Origin of the sequence: Arthrobacter sp. NPDC057009 (genome assembly GCF_042673905.1) — a bacterium.
Classification (GTDB): Bacteria; Actinomycetota; Actinomycetes; order Actinomycetales; family Micrococcaceae; genus Arthrobacter.
Window position 1 is genome coordinate 1 of sequence record NZ_JBHUSB010000044.1, and the last position, 6,376, is coordinate 6,376.

A 6,376-nucleotide genomic window follows, 5' to 3' on the forward strand; every position below is an offset into this window, starting at 1 on the left:
CCCGAAACCTCATCCCCGGCCAGAGCCAGGGGCGAGGCAACCGCATACTTTCTCCCACCACGGCGCGACAGCGACGCTGGACCGCTAGTCCATGTCGCCCTCCGAGAACCCATGCTTACCCGCGAAGTGCCGGCTTCTCGACGTCCTAGACTGTCTCCATGACAGACCCCTTGGACAAGCTCATCGACCCAACAGAGCTTTCCGCAAAGCAAATCGAGCAGCGCCTGGAAATTGGCGACGATCTCGAAAGCTCACGCCTGGTGGACCACAGTGCTGTTTTCCCGCATTTGGAGGGAGCATCACAGGCTGCCGAGGAACTTGCTGCTGCGGGCTACTCGGCAGAAGTCCTCGAAGAGGAAGACTACTTCCTCTTGGAAGCGCAACAAATGAGCCCGCTCGACTCTAACAGCGTGAAGCAGTTCGTCCAGGAGGTGTCCTTCATAGTGGAGCGCCATGGCGGTGATTATGACGGGTGGGGCGCCGAGGTAATGGAGGCCCCGCGAATGGCTGGCGCCCGTCGACCCTCATGGCTCAAGCGTCTTTTTAGTGGCCGCTAACGCGGCGGAAAGCACGAGAACTATTTCGCCTTCTTGGGTGCATTCGGGAACCATTCACGGGACGGTGCGTCCCTAAAACGGCGGGCCAGAACACGTTTCAGACTCTGGCCAGCGTCGGAAAGCCTGCGGCGACCATGCAACAGAAACTCAGGAAGAGTGGAATCATCATGAGTTTGTGTGTCCTGTTAAATGGTTCAACCCTGGTCGGTGGGTGTTTCGCCATGTAGACGACGGTGGGTGCAGCCAGAAACATGGCAACCACAATCAATAACCGTGACAAAGGACTGCCAAACATTAGAAGGCTCGAAGCGACGAGGAACCCCGTCGTTAGAAAGAGTGAAATCCACACGACTTTGTCTTCTCTGCCATAGGGTTCGCTCTTGCGGTGCGGATGTTTCGCCATGTAGACGAGGGCGGGCAGGCTCGATATAAGGGAAAGAAGACTCAATAGGCTCGCCAACTGCTGCATGCCATACTCCTATCCAGCAGTACCAATTATCCCGCAGGGCATACAAAAAGTTCAAACCGCTTTGCGGGCCATACAACGAGCTACCACCTTTGATCCATGGTCACGAGCGGGGTAGGAGCGCTGATCGGAGCCTACGTCCGTATCGCCGATTTGTCATCGGAATCCACTCCTCGCCCGCAATCCGTAGCGCGAACGGCCAGCGGAATGATTCAGTAGGACTAGTCCAATCGGAGCGAATCACCCGAGCGCTAAGGCCCGCATGCCACCAGGGACCGGCACTTTTGCCACGGATCTCTACATGCTGGAACGCTCCTTAGAGGTCTCGGATGTGAAAAACAGACTTGAGGTTCAGCTGACGCCTCAGTTGGCTCTCCTTGAGATTGTCGATCAAGACTGATGCTCCGACCCATGTCGCTCCAATTTCGGCGATGAGTCTTTGCAGTGCCATGAGCTGACCGCCGCTGTCGATCAGATCGTCGACGGCGATTACCCGGTCTCCGGAGTGGATGAGGCCCTTGGGCAGTCCCAGCTCGAGGTGGCGGTCTTTGTAGTCGGGCGGGCTAGTGACCGTGACCCACGGATCGCTGTCGAAGGATGGGGCAGCGTCCTTACGGATTGGGCAAAAGCCTACGCCCAGGCTCGTCGCGGCAAGGACACCGGTGATGTATCCGCTGGCGGAGGGGCCGATGACTACGGTGGGACTGGCTGTGCGGAAGGGCTCAGCGAGCAGGTTTCCTAAGCCGGCTACAACTTCTGCGTCCCGCCACCAGGTGTACAGATTGAAGAATTGACTGCCGGTTTCGGGGCTGGTTTTCCAGTCGAATATCTCTGCCATGTGTTGGCGGAGGTCTTTGCGATTGGCGGCAGGCATGAGTTGAATCCTAGTTCAGGCTCTAAACCAAGGCGCCAAGCCAGGGGCTCAAAACGTCCGTCAGAGGTCAGCCTGCTGGCGCCGGTGATCGCCCGTCCCTTCGCGCCTTCGGGGAACCCCTCGCGGCACAAGTCGTTAGGTCTAGACCATGGCCTCCCCTCGGGAACCCTCGTGGGGATGAATAGACCATGGAGCGCGAGCAGTCGTATCGTGGCCGTATGTCCGTCCTCGTGGAAGTCATCGCGGCTGTAGTTCAGGGCGTTCTCGAAGCCGTAGGCGATCTTATTTTTCACCGTAACTCTGACCATGAACAGGACGAAGGCTGATCCGGACCAGTCCTGTGCGTCGCGAGGGCCGCGTTAGAACACTGATCAGGGCAGAATCGGATCGCTGTCGACAGAATAAGTCAGCGTGATTTGTCCGCCCGCCATGGGCTCTAACAACCGCTTGATCTGGTTTGGTAGGAGAATGTCCCGCAGGGAGTGTTCCGCTTCCAAGGAGATGGGATGCCGGACTAACTGCGCCGAAAGCTGTACGCTCTCGTCATGAGGGAGCTCGGCGACGGACGCAGCCGGTTGGAGCCCCGGATGACTCGCGGCTCCTTTCGATTTATGGTGTGCATCTGGGCAGGACAAGCCGGCATTAGCTTCATGCTGGCTCTGAACGCCCTGCTATGGCGGAGTTCCACGGACCTTCCAGCCTTCTTCCTGGCTTTGGGACTATTCATCGTCACCTCGATCTATCTCGGTTACCTCCTTCGTGTTCGCAGAAATGATTCGTCGTTCTGGCTTGAAGAAGAGGAGCGAAGGGCAGGCTGGGACCGTAGGGGAAGGCGACTCTAGGCGAGCGGGTACGCTGCGAGGAGATCCATTGAGCGCAGGAAGGGCATATCCGTGAACCCTTTTGCGGCCAGCGGGCAATACATAGTGTGAGCACAGATAACGACATCATCAGGCGGTCCCGGGACAGCCCCGAAGCATTCGGGGAGTTGTACGACAGACACGCTGCAGTCATCTATAGGTACGCGGCCAGAAGAGCCGGCGACTTCGCCGCCGACGACGTCACATCCGAAACCTTCCTAGTCGCTTGGGAACAGCTGGAAACCTACGACCCGGACCGGGACGATGCCCGGCCCTGGCTTTTCGGGATAGCTACAAACTTGCTCCGGCGGCACCACCGCGCCGAAGCCAAGATGCTCAAAACCGCGGCAAAAGCGGCCTCACGCGAAGCCGTCGCTGACGATTCGGACCGGGTCGCCGCGCAAGTGGACGCCATTGTGGCGACCGGGCGCATCGCCCGCAGCCTGAAATCCATGGCGGCCATAGACCGAGAAACGCTGCTGCTCTACGCCTGGGCTGACCTGACCTACGAGGGCATCGCCCTGGCCATGGACGTTCCGGTGGGGACTGTGCGGTCTCGCTTGAACCGTGCCCGCCGAACACTGCGAACCCAGCTCAACCTCGGAATACTTGATGAAACGGAGAACGACCATGAACGACTTGCAGCTGCTCCGCGAAATGCGTAGCGACATCGGCTCCGCCCCGCCGGCCACGTTGGCTCGCGGCCGCAACAGGCTTATGTCCAAGATCAGTTCCGATTACCAGCCCGAGGCAACGACCGTCACGCACGCCCCAGCCAGCGTGCGCCCAATCCGCTTCCGGCGCCGTGCCCTGATCGCTTCGGCTGCGGCCCTGGTTGTGGGGGGAATCGTAGTGGCGGATGTTGTCAGGCCCAGTGGTCCGGGAGCAACTGCGGAAGCAGCTGAGGTCCTGAACAACGCAGCGGCAGCAACCATCCGGACCTCCGACCCGATGGTGGGACCCGGCCAGTACCTGAAGATTGATACCACAGCGGTCTACGCCGCTGGCGTCGCATTGGGGGACCCTGGGACAGGCGGCCGTTCGGTGGAGTGGCTGGACAAGTCCTCGGACCATCTCTACGTCCCTGCCAACCATGCAGCGGAATGGATCTGGAAGCGGGAAGCCCGTATCCCAACGACGTTCTTCAGCGAGGAAGCCAAGGCAGCGGCGACCAAATACCAGCAGTCCCAGGCCAGTGACCCTATCAGGACGGGAGAATTGCTGCGGGCTCCGGGGGGCAACTTCTACGGAGAACCTCGGCTGCTGTTCGCCGGCCTGCCTTTGGAGGAAGGCGTGAAGAATCTGCCGCGCGACCCCCAGGCACTCCTGAACACAATTCGACAGCGAGGCAAGCAAGGCAGGCCGGAGGCCGAGACGCTAGAAAACATCGCGGCCGCGCTGCGGACCGGAGTCGTCCCCGCAGACCTTCGCGCTGCACTGTACAAAGCGGCCGCGCTCATTCCCGGAGTCACGGTCGTAGACAACGAAGCGAACCTTGACGGCCGGGTAGGCACAGCCATCGGCATCGAGCATCCGAACAGAGAAACCCGGACGGACATCATCATTGATCCCACCAACGGGCTGCTGATCGGCGAACGGTTGGTCACGCTGAAAGCCGGCAAAACCTTCCCAGCCGGAACAGCGACCGCCTGGACCTCAGTTAAGACATCAGTGGTGGGTTCCGCGCCCTAGGCAATTGAACCTGCCGTTATTCATAGGTCAGTCTCCCAGCGTTGCAACAAGCACGGGACGGCCGGGTCATCATTTGGGGGATGACCGGCCGTGCCTTGCGACGAACCCCTCACGGCACAAGCGGCCAGGTGTAGTCCTTTTCCATCCGGGAAGCCGGGCCCGGACACTCGCGTCTTAGGCCTGCTTGCCTTTTAGCCACACGGCCCTCCACCTGCCCCAAACATGGCCGGACGTGCGACAGTGTGGGTCATAGCTCGAAGAAAGGCAAAGATACATGCAATGGTTTGGCAAGCAACCCAGAGCGGCGGTCATTTCGTTCGAACTCGAAGCCATCGCCAATTGTGCCGTTCACCCCAAGTTCCTTGATGAGGCGGTAGTGTCCACGGCCAAGGTCGACGAGATGTACCTAGAGTTTTCAGATCATTTGCATGACTTCGTTGACGCTGTGGAAGAAAAGTTTGCAGCAGATGGGCGCTTGGATAATTCATTTGTACGCGGTGAGTGGGTCAAGCGTATGGGTGAGCCTCCAAGCGACTCCGTTGCTACGAGGATTGCGCAGGTTCATTTCCAGCGTCTGGTCGAAGTACTAGCAACGGCCTGACCCCCATGGAGCTCGTGCGAGGAAGGTTGAAGGGGGCAGAAATTGGATGGCCCGATCAGTAGAGTGACTGCATGGATGAAACGCCGCGATTCCGTTCACCGCGATGGTGGCCCTGGGCCCTCGCCATCCTGCTTGTGATCATCGTGAACATCGCATTTGTGGGGTATAAAAGCGGCGAGTGCGTTGGCCCCACAATCGATGGCGCGTGTACTAGCGGCCCCGCGCTCAGCGCGGATGGCACGTGGATTTTGGTGGTGGTGAGTGTGGCCGCCGTCATCTACTTGGCGCGGCGCCTTATGCAGGCAGTTAGAGCCGGGAGGGCCTAAGCCTCGCACTACCGGGGCTTTCCCATTTAATCGGCGTGGCGGGGTTTCCCTGCCAGCTGACAGCGGGCACCGGCGATACCGTGGAAACCATGACAGCCCCTTCTACGGTGAAGCCCACCAAATTGCCGGTGAAAACCAAAGCCGAAGATTGCCAGCCGTAAGCCGGTGATCGCCCGGCCCTTCGTGGCTTCGGGGAAGGCTCAGCGGCACGGGCTGCTGTTCTCCTTCGGGGCTCATGATGCAGAGTCTGCTGCCCCTCTCAGGTTCGTTATTGGGGTCGGTCGAGGAAGCGGAAAAGACGTTTGAAGACTGAGGATCGGGAAGCCAAGACTTCCTCGCTTACCTGGGACTGATAGTGCTCCTTGAGACTGTTTAGGAGCCGCTCGTATTGCGTTCGATCGAACGTAAAGGTCTGATCCGCAAAACAGCCAGGGCTGTGGCTCGTCGGTTATGCCATCCTGCCACCCAAACCGGCGCCAGGTGACCGTGTCCGCGGCTGTTGTCAGCTCCATGGTCAGCGCCCCGCAGGCCTGGTCGCCACACACAGGGCATATTAGGAGCGAGACACGTCCGTCGCTGAAGTCGCCGGGAATGAGGGCCATCAGCCGGTCCAGTTGCTCCACGGCAGCGTGCGGCCAGTCGTCACGAAGGGCGGTGGTCTCTTGCTCTGGCTTCGCCATTTCGTCAGGTACGCTGAGCAACTCCCGGAGTGGTTGGCCGTCGACGAAGAAGTCGAGAAACTCGATCTGGTGCTTGTCTTCGCGAGGGTACTCGTCATAGCTGGCCATGGCGGGCCCGGCGCTCAGTTGCCGTCGCTTCCAGCTTTCCATGCAAATCAGTATTGCAGCTGTCAGCCAGCGGCGGGTTGGCCGCTTGCCCAAAGGGGCAACCCTCGACGGCACATGTCGTTAGGTCTAATACGAAAGTAAGGTTCGTCAGGCTGCGGTGGCCGGGGTGATGGTGACGTTGAAGCCTAGGCTGTTGAGTTTTTTGATGGCGT

Annotated in this window: 7 protein-coding genes; 4 read left to right on the forward strand and 3 right to left on the reverse strand. The window is 59.7% G+C overall.

Annotation, left to right across the window (positions count from 1 at the left end; genetic code table 11):
- Nucleotides 1–158 precede the first annotated feature (158 nt).
- The gene (locus tag ACFTR6_RS21910) at nt 159–557 is read left to right on the forward strand and encodes a ribonuclease E inhibitor RraB (protein WP_377959462.1); all 399 of its coding nucleotides are present in this window, start codon (nt 159–161) and stop codon (nt 555–557) included.
- Nucleotides 558–654: 97 nt separating this feature from the next.
- On the opposite strand, the gene ACFTR6_RS21915 is transcribed toward ACFTR6_RS21910, so the two are convergent.
- Nucleotides 655–1,026, reverse strand: coding sequence for a hypothetical protein (locus ACFTR6_RS21915; RefSeq protein ID WP_377959463.1), 372 nt, complete (start codon nt 1,024–1,026; stop codon nt 655–657).
- Between the two features lie 313 nt (nt 1,027–1,339).
- Nucleotides 1,340–1,897, reverse strand: coding sequence for a phosphoribosyltransferase family protein (locus ACFTR6_RS21920; protein WP_377959464.1), 558 nt, complete (start codon nt 1,895–1,897; stop codon nt 1,340–1,342).
- Between the two features lie 928 nt (nt 1,898–2,825).
- Here ACFTR6_RS21920 and ACFTR6_RS21925 point away from each other — a divergent pair.
- From ACFTR6_RS21925 to ACFTR6_RS21935, 3 genes are all read left to right on the forward strand, one after another.
- Nucleotides 2,826–3,422 carry an RNA polymerase sigma factor gene (locus ACFTR6_RS21925; RefSeq protein ID WP_377959465.1) on the forward strand — a complete coding sequence of 199 codons (597 nt, stop codon included), beginning with the start codon at nt 2,826–2,828 and terminating at the stop codon, nt 3,420–3,422.
- Entirely contained in the window at nt 3,388–4,449 is a 1,062-nt protein-coding gene (locus ACFTR6_RS21930) for a CU044_5270 family protein (RefSeq protein WP_377959466.1), read from the forward strand. Before ACFTR6_RS21925 ends, ACFTR6_RS21930 begins: the two co-directional genes overlap by 35 nt.
- A gap of 274 nt (nt 4,450–4,723) precedes the next feature.
- On the forward strand, nt 4,724–5,050 hold the full coding sequence (locus tag ACFTR6_RS21935; RefSeq protein WP_377959467.1) for a hypothetical protein: 327 nt from the start codon (nt 4,724–4,726) through the stop codon (nt 5,048–5,050).
- A 559-nt stretch (nt 5,051–5,609) separates the two neighbouring features.
- Here the strand turns inward: ACFTR6_RS21935 and ACFTR6_RS21940 are convergent.
- Nucleotides 5,610–6,206: a hypothetical protein gene (locus tag ACFTR6_RS21940; protein ID WP_377959468.1), complete on the reverse strand. Its 597-nt coding sequence runs from the start codon at nt 6,204–6,206 to the stop codon at nt 5,610–5,612.
- Between the last annotated feature and the right edge of the window lie 170 nt (nt 6,207–6,376).